15 protein-coding genes, 1 pseudogene and 1 other annotated feature are annotated in these 18,058 nt (G+C 41.4%); of the genes and pseudogenes, 9 read left to right on the forward strand and 7 right to left on the reverse strand.

The window, feature by feature from the left end; all coding sequences use genetic code 11:
• Window positions 1-5: 5 nt before the first annotated feature.
• Entirely contained in the window at window positions 6-1,946 is a 1,941-nt protein-coding gene (locus tag WMO75_RS10340) for a hybrid sensor histidine kinase/response regulator (protein WP_349077991.1), read from the reverse strand.
• A 179-nt stretch (window positions 1,947-2,125) separates the two neighbouring features.
• On the opposite strand from WMO75_RS10340, the pseudogene WMO75_RS10345 reads away from it, so the two are divergent.
• A pseudogene (locus tag WMO75_RS10345) lies at window positions 2,126-2,347 on the forward strand (hydrolase); the annotation flags it as partial.
• Between the two features lie 197 nt (window positions 2,348-2,544).
• Window positions 2,545-3,915, forward strand: a complete 1,371-nt coding sequence (locus tag WMO75_RS10350) for an MATE family efflux transporter (RefSeq protein WP_022215571.1) — start codon at window positions 2,545-2,547, stop codon at window positions 3,913-3,915.
• A 17-nt stretch (window positions 3,916-3,932) separates the two neighbouring features.
• Here the strand turns inward: WMO75_RS10350 and WMO75_RS10355 are convergent, their stop codons facing one another.
• The gene (locus WMO75_RS10355) at window positions 3,933-4,913 is read right to left on the reverse strand and encodes a restriction endonuclease (RefSeq protein ID WP_118698347.1); all 981 of its coding nucleotides are present in this window, start codon (window positions 4,911-4,913) and stop codon (window positions 3,933-3,935) included.
• A 212-nt stretch (window positions 4,914-5,125) separates the two neighbouring features.
• Between WMO75_RS10355 and WMO75_RS10360 the strand changes: the two genes are divergently transcribed.
• Window positions 5,126-6,202 (forward strand): NAD(P)H-dependent flavin oxidoreductase, encoded by a 1,077-nt coding sequence (locus WMO75_RS10360; protein ID WP_349077992.1) that lies wholly within the window; start codon window positions 5,126-5,128, stop codon window positions 6,200-6,202.
• 92 nt (window positions 6,203-6,294) lie between these two features.
• Here WMO75_RS10360 and ilvN read toward each other — a convergent pair whose 3' ends face one another.
• Together ilvN and ilvB are read right to left on the reverse strand one after the other, a co-directional pair.
• Window positions 6,295-6,804: an acetolactate synthase small subunit gene (ilvN, locus tag WMO75_RS10365; protein WP_022215574.1), complete on the reverse strand. Its 510-nt coding sequence runs from the start codon at window positions 6,802-6,804 to the stop codon at window positions 6,295-6,297.
• 13 nt (window positions 6,805-6,817) lie between these two features.
• The gene (ilvB, locus tag WMO75_RS10370) at window positions 6,818-8,536 is read right to left on the reverse strand and encodes a biosynthetic-type acetolactate synthase large subunit (RefSeq protein WP_022215575.1); all 1,719 of its coding nucleotides are present in this window, start codon (window positions 8,534-8,536) and stop codon (window positions 6,818-6,820) included.
• A gap of 66 nt (window positions 8,537-8,602) precedes the next feature.
• Window positions 8,603-8,848: a binding site (T-box leader), on the reverse strand.
• A 118-nt stretch (window positions 8,849-8,966) separates the two neighbouring features.
• Between ilvB and WMO75_RS10375 the strand changes: the two genes are divergently transcribed.
• Both WMO75_RS10375 and rlmD read left to right on the forward strand, forming a co-directional pair.
• On the forward strand, window positions 8,967-9,878 hold the full coding sequence (locus WMO75_RS10375) for a radical SAM protein (RefSeq protein ID WP_349077993.1): 912 nt from the start codon (window positions 8,967-8,969) through the stop codon (window positions 9,876-9,878).
• Entirely contained in the window at window positions 9,879-11,219 is a 1,341-nt protein-coding gene (gene rlmD, locus WMO75_RS10380) for a 23S rRNA (uracil(1939)-C(5))-methyltransferase RlmD (RefSeq protein WP_349077994.1), read from the forward strand. It abuts the gene before it with no gap.
• Window positions 11,220-11,777: 558 nt separating this feature from the next.
• Here the strand turns inward: rlmD and WMO75_RS10385 are convergent.
• From WMO75_RS10385 to WMO75_RS10395, 3 genes are all read right to left on the reverse strand, one after another.
• On the reverse strand, window positions 11,778-12,074 hold the full coding sequence (locus tag WMO75_RS10385) for a hypothetical protein (protein ID WP_349077995.1): 297 nt from the start codon (window positions 12,072-12,074) through the stop codon (window positions 11,778-11,780).
• 111 nt (window positions 12,075-12,185) lie between these two features.
• Window positions 12,186-12,983, reverse strand: a complete 798-nt coding sequence (locus WMO75_RS10390) for a hypothetical protein (RefSeq protein ID WP_349077996.1) — start codon at window positions 12,981-12,983, stop codon at window positions 12,186-12,188.
• Window positions 12,984-13,000: 17 nt separating this feature from the next.
• Complete coding sequence (locus WMO75_RS10395) at window positions 13,001-15,763, reverse strand: DNA methyltransferase (protein WP_349077997.1); 2,763 nt, start codon at window positions 15,761-15,763, stop codon at window positions 13,001-13,003.
• A 177-nt stretch (window positions 15,764-15,940) separates the two neighbouring features.
• Here WMO75_RS10395 and WMO75_RS10400 point away from each other — a divergent pair, with 177 nt between their 5' ends.
• From WMO75_RS10400 to WMO75_RS10415, 4 genes are all read left to right on the forward strand, one after another.
• The gene (locus tag WMO75_RS10400) at window positions 15,941-16,213 is read left to right on the forward strand and encodes a type II toxin-antitoxin system RelB/DinJ family antitoxin (RefSeq protein ID WP_349077998.1); all 273 of its coding nucleotides are present in this window, start codon (window positions 15,941-15,943) and stop codon (window positions 16,211-16,213) included.
• Window positions 16,210-16,491, forward strand: a complete 282-nt coding sequence (locus tag WMO75_RS10405) for a type II toxin-antitoxin system YafQ family toxin (protein WP_349078000.1) — start codon at window positions 16,210-16,212, stop codon at window positions 16,489-16,491. The genes WMO75_RS10400 and WMO75_RS10405 overlap by 4 nt, the downstream gene beginning before the upstream one ends.
• 228 nt (window positions 16,492-16,719) lie before the next feature.
• The gene (locus tag WMO75_RS10410; protein ID WP_349078001.1) at window positions 16,720-17,751 is read left to right on the forward strand and encodes a hypothetical protein; all 1,032 of its coding nucleotides are present in this window, start codon (window positions 16,720-16,722) and stop codon (window positions 17,749-17,751) included.
• Window positions 17,748-18,026 (forward strand): hypothetical protein, encoded by a 279-nt coding sequence (locus tag WMO75_RS10415; RefSeq protein ID WP_349078002.1) that lies wholly within the window; start codon window positions 17,748-17,750, stop codon window positions 18,024-18,026. Before WMO75_RS10410 ends, WMO75_RS10415 begins: the two co-directional genes overlap by 4 nt.
• Window positions 18,027-18,058 lie beyond the last annotated feature (32 nt).

Consider the following 18,058-nt stretch of genomic DNA (forward strand, 5'->3'; position numbering starts at 1 on the left):
CTGACTTAATTTTCTTTTTTGGTTCGTATATGTTTTTCCAATACAGGAATCAGGACATTCATATCAACAGGTTTGGCGACATGGTCGTTCATTCCGACAAAGAGCGCTTTCTGACGGTCTTCGGCAAAAGCATTGGCAGTCATGGCAATGATCGGAATGCTGGAACGGAATGGATCCTCTAATTGTCGGATCTTGCGGGTGGCGTCATATCCGTTCATGACGGGCATCTGAATATCCATGAGGATCAGATCATAAAAATCAGGTGCTGCTTTCTCAAGTTTTTCCACACAGGCAACGCCGTTGCTGACACGGTCGACAAGCAGACCTTCTTCACTGAGAAGTTCGATGGCGATCTCAGCATTCAGATCATTATCCTCAGCAAGAAGGATCCTTTTTCCTGCAAGAGTTTTCTGTGGGTGGTCGGATGAGGATTTCCTTGGCTCAGCCTCTTCTTTGCGTGCAGTGCGGCATGGAATACAGATCGTAAAAGTGGAGCCTTTTCCCGGACTGCTCTGGATCTCGATCATTCCATGCATCAGGTCTACCAGATTTTTTACGATACCCATGCCAAGACCGGTGCCTTCGATACCGCTTATGGTAGAAGAATGTTCACGTGAAAAGGATTCAAAAATATGTGCCTGGAATTCCTCGGACATACCGATACCATTGTCAGCAATAGAGATTTCCATGTAACACCAGTCGGCATCTTCATGCGGCTTCTGAGTAAGACAGCAGTCGATTTTTCCATTCTGCCCGGTGTATTTGATGGCATTGCTGATAACATTGAGTACAATCTCGGACAGATGGGAACTGTCAATATAGACATAAGGATTTGCAACCTGCTTATGTACGGTAATAGTCTGGTGCTTTTCCTGAACTGCCGTATTGAACATGACGATGCAGGAGTCAAAACTTTCTTCAATGTTGCAGATGCTTTCTTCGAGAACGATCTGGTTGTTTTCAATCCGGGCAATCTCCAGGATGTTGTCAATGATGGAGAGCATTTTTTGTCCGCAGGTGCGGATGTCGGAAAGATACTCGCTTAATTTGTCTGGTTCATGCAGATGATTCCGGGAAAGCTCTGCGTAGCCGATGATCGCATTCATAGGAGTCCGGATGTCGTGTGACATATTAAAGAGGAATGCGGACTTTGCCTTGTTTGCAGCTTCGGCGGCAGCGGCAGATTTCCTGAGGAGCATCTGCTGTTCCCTGTCCTTCGCCCTCTGGTTCTGCAGAATGTGATAAACACAGACAAGCAGAAGCAGTGCAACGATGGCTGCGGCGATTGCGATCTGGAGAGAATTCCGGCTGCTTTTGCTCAGAAAAGTATAGGCAGATTCCATGTCCATTTCGATGCAGAGTGCGCCGATGATCTCGTTGGAGCCATCGGTTGCCTTGACGGGATAGCATGCTGTGAAGATATGTCCCCATGTGGTGTCAATGATCTCCTGCGAATAAATGGTTTTGCCTGACAGTGCAGAATTAATGTAGGGAATCATTTCATCCTCTATGTAGGTTCCCGGATAAGCAAAATCAGAGGTATCAAGATCGAGGCCATCGACCAGATAGATCAGTTTTCCCTCAGAGTTGCGTTTGGCAGTGTAGAGATATCGGGTGGAATTCAGGCTTCGGATCTGGTTCAAAGTAGTTTGAAGTGTCTGATACCGCTCAGAGGACATATTATCAACCGTGTTGATGTCCGTAAAGTCGTCCCTGGTAAAAGTGTTGGAAACAAGTTTGTGGATGGCATCGGAACAAGTGATATTCTGGTCAACGTTTGCCTCCAGAGTGCTGGTACTGTAGCTTTTTTGCAGTAGAAAAGTATAAACTGCGATAAGAAATACAGCCAGCAGAAATAAAAAGATATAATTGGACAGATGATGGATCTGCTTTGGACCAGAAGATGTGGGAGCAGAATCCTTGTCTGCATGTCTGGGCTTGCTCATGAAAATACCTCATTTCAGTTTTACAAAAGGGGAAGATGATACGAAATTCCACAGATGTTTTATTTTTATTATAACAGGACAGAAACAATCCTGTAAACAGGAAAACACAAAATTGACTTCAACATAGTAAAGTAGTATATTAATAGAAATTAAAATGTGTAGCAGGAGGAATTTTTATTATGGAACATATTGCAAGAGAAGACGCACTGGCATTACTTAAGAAATACAACAAGGATCCATTTCACATTCAGCATGCCTATACTGTGGAAGCAGTCATGAAATGGTATGCAAAAGAACTCGGCTATGGTGAGGATGCAGAATACTGGGGAATCGTGGGACTTCTCCATGATATTGATTTTGAACAGTATCCGGAAGAACATTGCTTAAGAGCACCGGAACTTCCGAAGCTTCTGACCATGACTCTTGAGGCGATGGCGACCTGCGAAGATGAGATCCAGGCAGAGATGCGAAGCGAAGAGTAAAACTGACAAAAAACAGACAGAAATATTTTCAAAAATAATCAAAAAAACGGGTTTACGAATACCAAAAAGCAGTATATAATATGCATTCGATTAAAGAAAAAATAAGGAGTGTAGAGATGAAATCAGCACAGAATGATATGACTGTCGGAAATCCGATGAAGATTATTTTTGGCTTTACCCTGCCGATTTTTATCGGTAATGTATTTCAGCAGTTTTACAATATGGCAGATGCTGTGATCGTTGGTAAGTTTGTCGGAAACAAGGCTCTGGCGGCGGTCGGTAGCACGGGAACGATCATGTTTCTGATCTATGGTTTTGTCGTGGGAATGACGGCTGGTTTTACTGTCCTCACGGCGCAGAAATTCGGAGCCGGTGATATGAAGGGCATGCGAAAGACAGTAGCGGGAGCAGGGATTCTTTCTTTTGTAGTCGGAGCACTTCTGACGATACTGTTTATGGTATTTATGAAACCGCTTCTGATCCTTATGAATACGCCATCGGATATTTTTGCGGACGCATATTCGTACATAATGATCGTCAGCGGCGGAATCCTGGCACAGATGCTTTATAATCTTCTGTCCAGTATCCTCAGGGCGCTTGGAAACAGTAAGCTTCCGCTTGTATTTCTTATTATAAGCGCACTTTTGAACATTGTCCTGGATCTTGTGTTTATCGTAGGATTCGGGATGGGCGCGAAGGGAGCCGCAGTTGCGACGGTTATTGCACAGGGCGTTTCCGGAATCCTCTGCCTGTTTTATATCATTGCGAAGATTCCGATTCTTCATTTGAAGCGTGAAGATCTGGATGTTGGAAGTACGATCTACAAAAACCAGCTTCGGATCGGAGTTCCGATGGCACTGCAGTATTCGATCACAGCGATCGGTACCATGATGGTGCAGTCTTCCTTAAATATCCTCGGATCAACACTGGTTGCAGCGTACACGGCAGCAGGCAAGATCGAGCAGGTGGTAACACAGGCATATGTGGCAATGGGAACGACGATGGCAACTTATGCAGCCCAGAATATGGGCGCCGGTTCTGTGAAGCGTATCCGTGAAGGATTCAAGGCATGTACGGTTATTGGTGTTGTATATTCCTTCGTGGCAGCAGGATTTATCATGACTGTCGGCAAATATATGACCTATCTTTTTGTATCAGAAGATGTTGATATTATTATGAATTCCGTAGATATTTATCTGAAATGTATCGGGATTTTCTTTATTCCGCTGGCAGTGGTAAATATTTACCGAAATGGTATTCAGGGACTTGGCTATGGACTCCTTCCGATGATGGCGGGTGTCGCAGAGCTGATCGGACGAGGCGTTGTAGCAGTGATCGCCGGGGCAAAGAGAAGCTATCCGGGTGTCTGTCTGGCAGGTCCGGCAGCCTGGGTGCTTGCGGGCGGCCTTCTGATCGTGATGTATTATTTTATCATGAATGTAAATATGAGAAAGATCTTTGGCACAAATGGCAAAGACCACAAATAAAAAAATCAGGACAGTTTTCAGTCGGAACTGTCCTGATTTTTTTTGTTCTTTTTGGGGATGCGGTGCAGATAAAACTGAGAATTGTTGATTCTCTGAAGGCGGTAGTGGTCTTTCATGGAGCGGTTCATTTCTTTTTCGAGGAGAGCAAGATCTTTGGCAGAGCATTCGTCTATATGATAAAGAAATTTTTCTCCGTAGTCGGCTTCCTCAGAGGACAGAAACTGCACTTTGGAGCGAAGCCCCTGAGAGAGAAGTCTGGTGTAGGCTTTGCCGGTATTCTGGTTTGATAAAGCCCTCTGATGGTCAGTGGAATCCTGGCCGTCGCTGTCAGAGCTTTTTTGCCGCTGCAAAAAAATGGCATGTCCGGAGAGAAGGACTGCCGGGAGCAAAAATACCGGAAGAACCTCAGAAGGAAGGATCTTTGCTGCCCCGGAAAACAGAAGCAGGAAAAACAGGATCAGATACAAAGCTCCGGAAAGCAGGTTCAGTGACAAAAAACGCCATCCGAAGATACCCAAAAGGGAGGCAGTGACCGCCAGAAAAACATCCAGATAGTTCAGAAGAGACGGTTTTGGATACTGAAAAATCTGCATGGAAGCACCCGCAGCAATTCCTGCCAGAAGAAAAAGAAACAGAAAAGCATGGATCAGTTTGCGGAATTTTCCTGTTTCTCTGCCAGGTGAACAATGCTCCCATAATTCTACTTCCAGTTTATCGGCGAGTTCTCTTGCAGCTTTTGTGAAGGTATGGTTTGTCATGACCACAGCACGGTCACAGTCATAGAAGCGAGCCCCGCTGTATGCTTCCTGTACCGCCTTGTTTCCGACTGGAGCAGAATAATATTTACACTGTATGCCGTATTTCACCCCTGATTTGTATGCGATCACATCAATCCCCTGGTCGCCGCTTGGTGGTGTAACGCTTACTTTGCGATAGCCCTTGGTTTTGAGAAATGCCGCGCAGCGGTGTTCAAATTCAAATCCATCCTGATAGTTCATAAAAAACTTCCTCTTTGTCAGTCTGTATAGTATGAAGCTATTTTAGTAAAAAGAGTCTGATTTGTCCAATGATTTTTAATAAAAACATAAGTAGTAATAAAAACTATATAAACTAGAAAAAGATTCAGCAATACATTGACATCACAATTACGAAAGAGTATACTATCAAATAGTTTGATAATCAAAATAAATGATAGATGGGAGAAATCAGGATGAATACAGATAAAAGTACACTCAAAGAACTTCGCATTGGAGAAAAGACGGCGCAGATTCCGATCATCCAGGGCGGCATGGGAGTCGGGATCAGCCGGAGCAGGCTCGCCGGAGCAGTTGCGCGAGAGGGCGGTGTTGGTGTGATCTCGACGGCACAGATTGGATATGATGAAGAGGGATTTGAGCAAGATCAGGCGAGATGTAACCGTATGGCGATAGAGAAGCATGTAAAGAAAGCAAAAGAGATCGCAGGCGGCAGAGGACTTGTCGGGGTCAATATCATGGTGGCATTGAAGCATTATGAGGAACATGTCCGGGAATCGGTGAAAGCAGGCGCAGATGTGATCATCAGCGGAGCGGGACTTCCGATGGATCTTCCGAAACTGGTGAGTGAAGAATCAGGAACGAAGATCGCACCAATCGTTTCTTCCAGGCGTGCGGCGAATCTGATCCTCAAAATGTGGGCACACAGATACGACAGGACAGCAGATTTTATTGTGATCGAAGGACCGAAAGCAGGGGGACATCTTGGATTTTCCAGGGAGCAGCTGGCAGATATAAATGCGTTGGATTTTGATGAAGAAATCTGCAGGATCATCGAATGCAAAAAGGAATACGAAGAGAAATTTGACAGAAAGATTCCGGTGATCGTTGCGGGAGGGGTTTTTGACCGGGCAGATATTGATCATGTGATGGAACTCGGCGCAGATGGTGTGCAGATCGCAAGCAGATTTGTGGCAACAGAGGAGTGTGATGCTTCTGAGGCATACAAGAGAGCATACATTGAGGCGGAGACATCTGATATCCAGATCGTGCAGAGCCCGGTGGGAATGCCGGGGCGTGCGCTTCGAAATGAATTTATCCGGCACCTGGAAGCAGGAAGAGAGCCGATCCGTAAATGCTACAATTGTCTGGAAAAATGTGACCCGCGCAAAGTCCCGTACTGCATCACAAAAGCACTGATCGAGGCGGTGAAAGGAAATCTTGATAAGGGTCTGATCTTCTGTGGAGCGAATGTCGGAAGGATCCATGAGATGACGACCGTTCATGAACTGATGCAGGAACTGGCATATTAAAAAAGTTAAACAGTGTAAAAAACAGGCAGCATTTGATCTTGTACAGTAACCGGTCATAAAAGACGGGGACAAGATCAGTGCTGCCTGTTAATTTATCGTTCCATCATGCTGATGGACTCAATTCCGACACTTCCGCCGCGAACAACTTCGATGTATTTGAATTCTTCTTTGATCAATTTGACAACGGCATCGTTTTTGGTTGCAGTCTGGACAAACTCAAGAAGAAGGCTGTCTTTGCCATAATCGATGACTCTTGCCTTGAAGGTCTCTGCGATCTGGAAAAGTTCCACCTTGTCTGCTGCGGAGCATTTCTTGACTTTGATGTAAAGAATCTCTTTCATGCGGACGAAGATATCTGTAAAGTCAATGACTTTGATGACTTCGACCATGCGGTTTAACTGCTTTTTGATCTGTTCAAATGTTTCGTCGTCGCTGACAGTTGCGATCGTCATTCTGGAGATTGTAGGATCCTCAGTGGTTCCAACGGTAAGACTGTCCAGGTTATAGGACTTTCCGGAAAAAAGCCCGGAGATCTTGGAGAGTACACCTACCTGGTTTTCTACATAGAGAGAGATCCATCTTGTTTTCATTCCTTTATCCATATCCTGATACCTCCTAACAATCCATGATCATATCTGCAAGTGTTCCGCCTGGTTTGATCATAGGATAGACCATTTCTTCCGGATCGATCAGAAACTCGATGATCGTAGGTCTTTTCTTATTTTTCTTTGCTTCTTCAAAAGCAGCGGCGATTTCTTCACGCTTGGAAACACGAATGCCTTTGGCACCGTAACTTTCGGCGAGTTTGACGAAGTCCGGTGTGTATTCCGGATATTCTTCACCGTCAGTACGGCGAGAGAGGGCACCGGCTCTTAAGTTGGTCATTGCGTAACGTTTGCCGTAGAATAATTTCTGCCACTGGCGTACCATTCCAAGGTAAGTGTTGTTGAAGATACAGCAGATGATCGGTAATTCTTCCAGAACTGCAGTTGCGAGTTCCTGAATGTTCATCTGTACACCGCCGTCACCGGAGATGGAGATGACAGGAGTATCCGGATTTCCGATCTGTGCACCGATCGCGCCAGGAAGGCCATAGCCCATGGTGCCGAGACCGCCGGACATGATGAGCTGACGTTTCTCAGTGATATCGACAAACTGAGAAGTAAGCATCTGGTGCTGTCCAACGTCGGTGACGATGATCGCGTCATCAAACTGTTCGTTGATCGCTGCAAAAATATCAAGAGGTCCCATAAGCGGGCGATTTTTCATGGTAAGTGGATGTTCGTTCTTCCATCCTTCGATTTCGGAAAGCCATTTTTTGGTACCGCAGTCGGTAACGTATTCAGCCATTTTTGTGATCGCTTCTTTGGCATCGGCAACGATCGGAACATCTACGTGGATGTTTCTGGAAATAGATGCAGTATCAATATCAATGTGAACGATCTGTGCGTTCGGTGCAAACTCGTGGAGCTTGCCGGTGATACGGTCGTTGAAACGGGTTCCGATGGAGAACAGGAGATCACAGTTGCTGACTGCCATGTTTGCAGCATAGGAACCGTGCATTCCAAGGTTTCCGATGAATAACGGGTGCTTTGTGGAGATCGCGCCACGTCCCATGACAGTTGTAACGACTGGAACCTGTGTTTTCTCAACTACAGTGGTAAAAATCTCGTTTGCATGAGCGATATTTACACCGCCGCCTGCGAGGAACAGAGGTTTCTTGGCTTTCTGAAGCATCTTGAGAGCTTTTTTGAGCTGACCCATGTGAACGCTGGTGTTTGGTTTGTAGCCGCGGATATTTACGCTCTTAGGATATTCTGCGCTTCCGAGTTCTGCCATGACATCCTTAGGAAGGTCGATAAGAACAGGTCCCGGACGGCCGGTTCTTGCGATATAAAAAGCTTCTTTGATGATGCGGCCGAGATCCTCACGGTTGCGGACGGTCACGCCGTATTTGGTGATGCTGCGGGTGATCCCTACGATGTCAACTTCCTGGAAAGCGTCGTTTCCGATCAGATGTCTGGCAACCTGGCCGGTAAAACATACGAGAGGAACGCTGTCATAGTTGGCAGTTGCAAGTCCGGTGACAAGGTTGGTAGCACCAGGACCGCTGGTTACAAGACATACGCCGACTTTGCCGGTAGTTCTTGCATAGGCATCTGCTTCATGGACAAGTGCCTGTTCATGGCGCGGAAGGATAATGTCGATCCCGTTCTGTCTGTATAATTCGTCACTGATATCGATGGTGCATGCACCAGGATATCCGAATAAAGTTTCAACACCTTCTTCTTTTAAGGCTTTTACTAAAAGCTTGTTTCCTGAAATCTGTTTCAAATAAAACCCCTCCTTTGATAAAAAAGATTCTGATACCATAAAAAAAGTCCCAAGCATATAATATATGCTCAGGACGGATAAATCCGTGGTACCACCTGATTTCAGAGAATACTCTCTCTCTGCCAGTACATGATCATACTGCTTTCCTGTAACGTGGAAACTACGTTGAAGCCTACTGTATGATCCAGATAAGATCATGGTTCAGTTCACTGCTCGGGGACTACTTCCATAATTCTGTCACGAAGGTTCACACCAGCCACCTTCTCTCTGGGCATACTGAAATCATGTACTGCTTCCCGTCACTGCATTTAAAGATATTTGAAAATTTATGATAATTATACGGGAAGCAACAGAATTTGTCAACGAATAACTTGGATTTTGGGTTCTTTTTTGGTAGAATAGGGGGAGTTAAAAAGAAAGAAGAAATTTTATGCAGGAAGAATTACAGACAATGCTGAAGGACTGCCATCTCTGTCCGAGAAACTGCGGCGTGGATCGCCTGGCGGGCCAGAAGGGATTCTGCGGCGTGGATGCAGGGATCATGGTAGCACGGGCCGCCCTTCATATGTGGGAAGAACCGTGTATTTCAGGAAAAGAAGGCTCCGGGGCGGTGTTTTTTTCCGGCTGTTCCCTGGGATGTGCGTTCTGCCAGAACCGGACGATTTCCAAAGGGCAGAGCGGTAAGGTGATCACAGTGGAGTACCTTGCAGAACTTTTTCTGGATCTGCAGGCACAGAAGGCAAACAATATCAATCTGGTGACGGCGGGACATTTTCTGCCGCAGGTGCGGGAAGCACTGATCCTTGCGAAAGAGCAGGGGCTTACGATCCCGGTGGTGTACAACAGCAGTGGATATGAAAAAGCCGAGATGCTGCGGTATCTGGAGGGGCTGGTCGATATTTATCTTCCGGATCTTAAATATCTGGAGGCTGACCTTGCGGGGAAATATTCACATGCAAAGGATTATCCGGAAGTTGCTATGAAAGCACTGGAGGAAATGGTGCGTCAGGTCGGAACGCCGGAGTTTGACGAGCGGGGAATGATGAAAAAAGGTGTGATCGTGCGTCATCTGCTTTTGCCGGGACATGTACGGAATTCCAAAAAGGTACTGGAATATTTATATGGGACTTATGGTGACCAGATCTATATCAGCCTGATGAGCCAGTACACGCCGATGCCGGCGATGAAAGACGATCCGCAGTTATCCAGAAAAGTTACGGACAGAGAGTATGACCGTCTGCTCGACCATGCGATCTCTCTTGGAGTGACGAATTGTTTTATCCAGGAGGGTGAGACGGCAAAAGAAAGTTTTATACCGGAATTCAACGGAGAAGGAGTATAAATGACATCAGAAAAGAAATTCAAAAACAATAAGAAAAATTACAAGGCAAAGCCTGCCGGAAAACAGAAACAGTGGACAGGTAAGAAAGAATCTGTAAAATACACAGAAAAGAAAAAAACGGATTTTAAGAAAAATACTGCTCCAAAGGGAGAACAGAAGAAAGCTGCACCAAAGAAAACAGAAGCAAAGAAGCCGGCCACGAAATCACTCTGTCCAGTGCATGGCAAATGCGGTGGATGTCAGCTACTTGACATGCCGTATGAGCAGCAGTTAAAGAGAAAACAGACAGAGGTTGCGAAACTTCTGAAGCCATACTGTCAGGTGGAGAAGATTATAGGAATGGATGATCCGTTCCATTACAGAAACAAAGTTCATGCCGTTTTCGGTCATAAGAAAGACGGTACCGTGATCTCAGGAATCTATCAGGAGGGAACGCATTTTATTGTGCCGGTTGATGAATGTCTGATCGAGGATCAGAGAGCAGATGCGATCATCCGTGATATCCGCGGGCTGCTGAAATCTTTCAAGATCAAAACTTATAATGAAGACACGGGATACGGTCTGTTTCGTCATGTGCTGATCCGTACCGGCTATCACAGCGGACAGATCATGGTAGTTCTGGTACTCGGTTCTCCGATCCTGCCGTCCAAGAACAACTTCGTCAAGGCACTCCGCAAGCTTCATCCGGAGATCACAACGATCGTTCTAAACGTAAACGGACAGAAGACAAGCATGGTCCTTGGCGAGAAAGAAACTGTTCTTTATGGAAAGGGATATATCGAAGATGAACTCTGCGGAAAGACTTTCCGTATTTCCTCCAAGTCCTTCTATCAGGTCAACCCGGTCCAGACAGAGAAACTGTACGGCAAGGCAATCGAACTGGCAGGACTTACCGGTAAAGAACGTGTGATCGATGCATACTGCGGAATCGGAACCATCGGTCTGATCGCCAGCGACAAGGCAAAAGAAGTCATCAGTGTGGAGCTGAACTTCGATGCCGTGCGTGACGCGATCGCAAATGCAAAACGCAATGGAATCAAAAATGTCCGTTTCTACAACAACGACGCCGGTGTTTTCATGCGCCAGATGGCAGATGCCGGAGAAAGTGCAGATGTTGTCTTCATGGACCCGCCGAGAAGCGGAAGCGACGAGAAGTTCCTCTCTTCCGTGATCACCCTGCACCCAAAGAAGATCGTCTACGTCTCCTGCGACCCGACAACCCTCGCACGAGACCTCAAATACCTCACCAAACACGGCTACAAAGCCCGCCGCGCCATCCCAGTAGACATGTTCCCAGCGACCGAGCATTGCGAGAATTGTGCGTTGCTTGAGAGAAAATAAAAAGTTTTAACGCCAAGTTTCACTAGAATATTGAATATAACTGTGCAGGATTAAAAAGTGGCATAGAAAGCATTGAAAATCTACTATTTTTTAGGATTTTCAATGCTTTTTCTATGTAGCAATGGTTGAAAAGAGTAAATTTTAAGTTCCGCTAAGTTTTTTAGACTTTTTTGTAGCAAATTATCCTGATTGAAAAAGAGTTAATCGCTGAGGTCTTTATAGAGAGAAATAGCTTTATGAGCTTAACAAGGATAATGAGAAAGTGTTACCACTGGTGACACAATTGAGTTTGGTTGTGAAAGCAATATTAGTATCATGATTTTGACCGCCCATAGATTGGACTAAATATGCCAAAGGATAGTTTGATGGATGGCTTAAAAAATTTATGGATGACTGTATCATTACAAAAGTTATTTATACAGAAGATCTATAGGTAAGGTAGCTCTTACAGTAACCAAAAAGAAGCGATTGAATAATCTCCGCTGAAATTGGATTTTAGGAGAAATATTCATTTATTTAGACGACTAGCTTAACAGAAAAAGACCCGGAAAATCCGGGTCAGGGTTTTTGGTCTTCTAATAAAATTTTAAGTTTGTCAAGCTTTTCCTTAGAGATAAAAGCTCTTGCTGTATAATATTTAGTGTAATCATTATGACTTTTTACGTCGCCAACACCACAATAAGAGTATGCCTCTGACTGGGCAATGTTAAATACTCCTACTTCTTCTAAGTACTTTACGGCAACGTCAATTTCATTATTTGTATAATTTTCAAATCCGGTTATTGAATCATCAGGAAGGTTGCCGAGATGGTTAGCTGCATAGTTGACTACATTCATTACAAGTTCCTTGTTCATTTTAATGTCCTTTCTTTAAGACTTGGTTAATGTCTGCTTCTCCCGTATTTTTACGGTTTCATCTTCTGTAGTCAAGTTTATGTTACAATAAATTTTATGTTTTGGCAAGATTTAAAAATTTTGTCTGTCTATAAGTTCCTGTTGTTGTTGAGGTAATAGTGGTACTAACCAGAAAACAACCCCTTCTATTCTATGTACAAATTCGTCAGAAAGGATTGCTTCGCAAGCCATTTTTAGAGCACGCTCATTAACTTTTTCTTGAGGATGAGCTAATAAATTTCTGTAGCATTTGATTTGCTTCCAGGTATCATAATAACCGATGAGGCGCTTTACTTTCGGGTGCACATAATTTCCGAAATAATTAATAGCATTTGGATCATAATTTTCAAATAAGCCTTTAAAGAGATTGATTTCTTTAGTGTTATACTCAGTTTGTAGCCAGTTTTTTAAATCATTATCTGTTTTTATATAGTCAGGAATTTTGAAGTAATCCGATACTTGTAAAGTATCCATAGAGAAAAGTTGAAGCTGATTTTTTATTTTAGTGCAATCTGAGGATATAGATAAAAATATAACTTTATTTATATTATTTTCAGAAAAATGCGCTAGTAAAATATGCTTAAATTTACCTTCAATATAAGCGGATGTAGCGGAAAGAATTATATGAGCTAATCCATGCTTTTCCAACTGATTCAGAGAATCGTATTTAGAGAATATATCACGAATTTGATACAAATCACATAAAAGAATTCTCAGAAATTCAATTGTTGGCGCACCCCATAGAGAATAATTTGTAGTAAGAGGATCCTTTTGAAAGCCAAACCAAGCTTTCTTTTTCTTTTCTTCGATGGACATTGTAGACCAGTAATTTTCAGATTCCTCTAAGGTTTGAAATACCGGATACCTCATAGACACCTCCGTTATATTTATTTAGATACTATTTTCTGGTACATTTTCATGAGTTCTGCTACGCATGCGGATTCAGATCTGAAAGCTGGTGAGCTTTTGGTAAATCCGTAAGCTTCAAGGACAGCTATGTTATTGTAATTATGAGCAATTCTCAAATCGGCAGGCATAATGTTATCATCATACAAATCGGATAAACAGCTATCTGGATAAGTAGCACGGGCATTTAAAATTCCCTGAGCAGTCTCTTCTATTTTCCTTTTTTGCTCTGGAGTAGGAGTAGGCCACGGAAAGTTGTTGTAGACGATATCTTTTGAATACCTGAAGTCACTTTTCAGTCTACCGCATACAGCTCTCATCCAGCACATGTGAACATTTGAATTTAAAACTCCAAAATGATACAGAGAAGCTTCTGGAATTGTCTGAACTTGATTTGTAGGTATTACATTTCCGTCAAGATAATCCATAGGAATATATCGACGTCTTTCGGACGAAACCATAGGTAGTGCTATATATTTATCAGGATTATTTGTATCTCTGAAAGTGGCAGGTGTATCAGCTAATTTTTGCGTTCCTTTATCTTTCATGTTTAAGCGATTTTGACGGCATTGCTCTACTCGCTTATATATTTGCGGATATTTCTTTATTTCAGCTGGTGATGCTCCCACAAGCCAAAGTACATATCGTTCTTCGCCGTGAAGTAATTCACGGCCTCCAATTAGTCTTTTTACGTACTGCATACAATTTTTAAATTTTGGAAGATCTTCTTTTTCAATTTTTAAAGCATCACCATCAAGTGGTACATTTCCATTTTTCATTTTTGGAACGTCACATATAGGACTGGAATGATTTTCAAGAAAAATATTCGGACCATCCATAAGGTAACCATTGATATTATCTACAAGGAAGTAATTTATTCCGTCATATAGCTTTTTCTGTTCTTTTACGAGAGAATCTTTTACACTAAAACCGACAATAACGCAATGTACGTGAGCTTTAAGGGAGGCTTCACTATCCCAGCGAAAAGTTTTATGTGCAAAATCAATACATATATTGTAATTCTGCATTAATTCTTTCCATAAGGCTGTAACTTGTTCCCCTTGAGTGATTGAATTAGTTGAAACTAGTGCGCATTTAATATGTGTGTTCTGGATATAGTCAGCAGCCTTTTTATACCAGCATGCAACATAATCTATGTCTTTGTATGTAAAAAATTTAGCCACATCTTTTGTTTGCTCAGGTGATCTATAGCGTCGTCCAACAAAAGGTGGATTTCCTAAAATATACGAGAGCCTTGTTTTATCTATAATGTTATTCCAATCTATTCTCAGAGAGTTTGCCTCGACTATATAAGCATTTGTTTTTAATGGAAGAAAATTTAAATTCATATGTACGATACCTTCAGTTTCTTCCATCATCTGCGATTCTGCGATCCATAAGGCTGCTTTTGCAACGGTAACGGCAAAATCATTAATCTCGATTCCGTAAAACTGACTAATAGAAACTTGGATAGGAGAATAGTTAGAAAAACCTAAGGATACCTGATTACCCTGAAGCTCTTTTAAAATCTGATTTTCAAGTTTCCTTAAGCAAATATAGCTTTCAGTAAGAAAGTTTCCGGATCCAGCAGCGGGATCAAGAAATACAAGTGATGATAATTTTTTCTGAAAAGTTTGAAGCTTTTGCTTTTTCAGTCGATCCGTTGCGAGTGATAAAATACTGTCAAGTTCAGCTTTTAATTCGTCCAGAAATAAAGGATCTATAACTTTATGTATATTTTCTATGCTGGTGTAATGCATTCCACCTTTTCGTCGAGTATCAGGATTTAAGGTACTTTCAAACACAGCGCCAAAAATAGTAGGAGATATCTTTGACCAATCAAAATTTTCAGAAGCATTTATTAATAAAAGATTTCTAATTTCGTCTGTAAAGGGTGGAATTTCAATATCTTCGTTTTCGAAAAGACCACCGTTTACATATGGAAATTCTGCAAGTATCGGGTTATCATCTTTTAAGTAAGGGTCTCGATCTTCTGGTTTCTGATCAAGAATTTTAAATAATTCTATAACAGCCTTCCGGGTCTCTCTTGCACTAAAATTCATCAAATAATCGTGAAACTGTCCATGTCTTTTAAAAACTCCAGCGTCTTCAGCGTAAAGGCAGAAAACAAATCTAACACATAAGACATTAAGGCTTTTCATCGAGTGTGCGTTTTCAGGATTTTTGTATTGTTTTGCAAGGGCGTTGTATAAGAGTCCTACAATATCGCCTGCGGCTATAGAAAGATCCATTTCTTTTTTTAAGACTATATTTTCCTTGTAGGCTAAAATCTGAAGTAAATAGTATTCTTTTTCAAGATTTTCTAGTTTTACAACAATAGGATCTCCGCCAGGCTTTTCCATATTGTAAATATGGAATTCTTTAAAATTGCAAGTAATTACCCAGCGTGGATGTTTTGATACAGGTAATTCGATAATATACCTTTTTGCCTGTTGGTATGGTGTAAGGACAGATCCGTCAGACTGCTTATTAGCCTTCCACAGATTAACGTCGCGTCCCTTTTGCTCTATTAAAATTTTTGCTTCTGGAATGTAGGCGTCTATAAAGTTTGTATGTTCCAGTTTGACCTTTTCTTCAAATTCAATATGTTGCTCAGGTTTTTCCATTCCGAAAACGTCGCGTAATAAAGAAAGCCAGAATTTCTGACTTTCACCTTTTTCGTATCCTTTATCTTTCCAATATACGGCGAATTCCTTTGCTGCTTTTCTTTGGATATTTTTCACATAAAAACCCCCTTTTATACTACTATATCATAGATCATCGGAAAAAGTCGAATAAAATTGATTACCTTATAATATCCCTAAAATTCTATTAATTAAAATTTCAAACATAATGTAATGACAAAATGTTGACATAAAACGAACTTTTGAGTATATTATACTTATAAGGAGGTGCTTTATATGGCAACAACAAATTTAAATATTCGAACAGATAAAGCAATCAAAGATCAGGCAGAAGCAATTTTTAATGAACTCGGGCTGAATATGACAACAGCTATAAATATGTTCTTGAGAACAACTATCCGTGAGAATGGCATTCCGTTTGACTTAAAATTGGATACACCGAATGAAATAACGGCTTCTGCTATTGAAGAAGGAAGAAGGCTTATGGCTAATTCTTCTGCTCCGCGCTATTCCAGTATGGATGAGCTTAAGGCGGCATTGGAAGTATGAAGTATGAGGTACAGTTTACCAATCAGTTTAAGAAAGATGTAAAGCTTGCAAAAAAGCAAAATAAAAATCTTGATAAACTGTTTGAAGTCATTGATATTCTTGCAAATGGCGGCACATTGGATGCCAGATATAGAGATCACGATCTCACAGGTAATTATAAAGGTACGCGTGAGTGCCATATTGAGCCAGACTGGCTTCTTATTTATGAAATTCGGAACAATATATTGGTTCTGATGCTTTATCGACTCGGCACACACTCAGAACTGTTCAAAAAATAAATTATGAAACAAAAACATCCATATAGAAATGGAAATTGATGGAATATAAACAGTACAGGAGATTCTGAGATTGAATGCCGGATGGAATCGGAAATTTAGCATTGCTTTGAGTGCAAGGATTACGAATGCTCGGCTGGCAGTCATATTTTCTATGTTAAAGGATATATTAACGAATATCCTGCTGGAGTGTACAATTTTGAAAAAATTAATGTGATGGAGGATTAATGCATGAGCAATAATAGGATTCCTGAAAATCATGAATCTAGTAATCTTTATTATTTGGAGCAGAAAAAACGTGAAGCAGTTCAAATTAATTTCGACAATAAAAAGTATTTTCAAAACCTTCATATTGTTGAATTACAGCCATACACACCAGATAAGTATTATGATACGCAAAAAGATTGGAGTGAAATGGAAGCGTTTAAAGAGCAAAAGAAAAAGTATACCAACCAGAATGCAGGGATTTCGTTTACTTTAAGAGTAAAATCATTTTTCAATAATGTGGCAAAAACTGAATTGGAAATAAAGAAAAAACAGGCTGATGTTATGTACGAAGCAGATAAAAAAATCGCATTAGAGTACTACAATAAAAGAGCCGCGCGGTTTTATGAGAAACGCAAACAGCAGCATGATGATATAAATAAACTTCATGAAATGATGCAGTACGGTAATGTAGAGCAGGTTATTGCATATTTTACATTTGTTCTTCAGCAGGATAATTACTCTACAGATGTTGATAATCAGTTTCATGTTGATATAGCTGACATGCGGTATGAACCAAAAAGTAAAAAGCTTTGTTTTGCATATCGGATCCCAAATAAGGAAGAAATTTTGACTTTTTCCTCTTTTTTATATGATCCAGAATCCGATTCTATTCAGCCAAAACCAATTGATGCAAAACATCAGTTGATTCAGAGAAAGCATATTATGCATCGTGTTTTGCTAAGGTCATTGATAATGGTGTACGAATCTGATAAATATAGTCTTGTAGATGATGTTGAAATCATTGGCTTTTTTAAATATTATGATCCGTCATATGGAACAAATAGACGTAAAGATGTCATAAACTTTCATATGAGTAGAGACGAGTATGTGCAAACGGATTTTGAAAAAGTGAATGTGGAGGCATTATTTTCTGCCAGATTAAAAATAAAAGAGTCTGCTGGGATTTATGTGAAAAAGGAAGAAGAGATTTTTGATATATACACAGTTAAAGGGAAAGTTAATTCTAACGCTAAGATTAGAAAACGACAAAAATGACTATTGGAAGAAAGTTTGTTAATGAGTTGTTTTCCAAAATTGACATAGCTTGTCGGGATGATAGGATGCGAACTTGTTATATGCAGGCATATAGGGCATATGTTAATTTCAAGGGGATTTCTAATGCAGATATTCGTAAAATATTTGCATTAGGAGAAAAAGAAAAGTCAAAAGCTTCAAGAATTATTGCAAATGCAATAGAATATGGTTATATTAAAGTAATGAATCCGGATACTGCACCAAGATATAAAAAGTATATTCCATATTGGGCATAATTTAAGTTTCGCTAAGTTTCACTCATGCAGGT

This window comes from Blautia intestinihominis, from assembly GCF_040096655.1.
Taxonomy (GTDB): domain Bacteria; phylum Bacillota; class Clostridia; order Lachnospirales; family Lachnospiraceae; genus Blautia_A; species Blautia_A intestinihominis.